Here is a 1,468-nt window from a genome sequence, read left to right on the forward strand (position 1 = left end):
GTGTTTCTTCATCGGTCGTCTCGCTTCATCGGTTCAAGCTCTCGGTCATCCTTGCGTGAGACTTCGCGTCTCACCACCTTCTATCCGCTGGTCCTTGGCCCAGCCCAATCCTGCATGCGCGTTGCGCGTCGGTGACCTCGATTCCGGCAAGCCCCATCTACTAGGGTCGGCTGCTGCTGCAGCCAGGGTGGGTTACGGGCTTGTCCACTTCAACCTTTCCTGTTCGTCGATCCGCTCATCCTGTGCTGTGTTGCTTGCGGCCTAGGGGGCCTTCTTTACCGCTCCCGCGGGAAGCACACCATCCTCCAGATAGCGCCATAGCGCAATGGACAACCGGCGCGCTACCGCCACGATCGCAATGCGCCGCCCGCGCTTGTTCGGCCCGCTTGCCTGCGTGCGCTGCGCAAACCACGTGCTCAATGCACTTGCCGGCTGGTAGCGCAGCCACATCCACGCCATCTCGATCAACAGTGCCCGTACCCGCCGGTTGCCCTGCTTGCTGATGCCCTGGTCCACCCGGCTTTCCCCGCTGTCGTACGGTTGCGGCACCAGTCCCACGCACGAACCTACCTGGCGCCGGTTCTCGAAGGCCCGCCAGAACAATTCCAGCACCAGCCGCGTCGCGCCCACCTGTCCCACGCCCTTGAGCTGCTGCAAATGCCCGATGCGCGCGCGTACTTCCCCTGGCAGTTGTTCCGACATCGCCGTTTCCACCGCTTCCAGTTGCCGGTGCGCCAGGGCCAGCCGTTCGCATTCCCGCTCCAGCCGCGTTCGCAGGGGCGCCGGCAGCGCGCTGCCGTCATGGCACGTCACCTCGCCGCGCGCCAGGCGTGCGGCGAGCGTGCCGTCCACCTCGTCCCAGCAGCCCACCGTGCGCAACAGCTTGCGCAGGCGGTCCCGGTGCTGGCCGATTTCCTTTTGCAACTGCCCACGCTCGCGCGCAAGGTGCCGGTGCGCTTCCGCCTGCGGCGCCGGCACCCGGACCACCTGCATGCGGTCGCGCTCGCCGCGCAGCCATCCGCGCAATGCCGTCAACAACCGCAGCGCATCCAGACGGTCGGTCTTGGCGCGCCGCGCATGCCGCTCCACCGGAATACTCGCCGGGTCCACCACCAGCACTTCATGACCGCGGCCACGCAGCGCCCGTTCGATCCAGAAGCCGTCCTGCCCCGCTTCGTACACCACCACCACGCGCGCGCTGTTGCCCAACCGCCATTCCCGCCGGATGGCGTCAATCACCGCGACCGCTTCGGCCAGGCGGCCCGCCGCCTGTTCATGCTTGACGGTATGTATCGCCGGCTTGCTCCGCCTTCCATCGTGCAACGCTATCTTCCAGCTGCCCTTGGCCAGCTCCAGCGCCACCGTCAACATCCCATTCAGCGTAAAATCGTTCTCGTGAGTCGGTTGCATGTCGTTCTCCTCGATTTGTTGGTCGCACTTCAAATTCTAAGGATAGCTTTTGCAACTG

The 1,468-nt window shown here is 65.3% G+C and carries 1 protein-coding gene; it reads right to left on the reverse strand.

Annotation, left to right across the window (positions count from 1 at the left end):
* Positions 1-261: 261 nt before the first annotated feature.
* On the reverse strand, positions 262-1,410 hold the full coding sequence (locus VEB01_RS07285) for an IS110 family RNA-guided transposase (RefSeq protein ID WP_324874129.1): 1,149 nt from the start codon (positions 1,408-1,410) through the stop codon (positions 262-264).
* Between the last annotated feature and the right edge of the window lie 58 nt (positions 1,411-1,468).

Source organism: Methylocaldum sp., from assembly GCF_035627495.1.
Lineage (GTDB): Bacteria > Pseudomonadota > Gammaproteobacteria > Methylococcales > Methylococcaceae > Methylocaldum.

Coding starts and splice junctions, on each gene's coding strand:
- VEB01_RS07285 (WP_324874129.1), bottom strand. CDS start 1,410: ATGCAACCGACTCACGAGAACGATTTTACGCTGAATGGGATGTTGACG.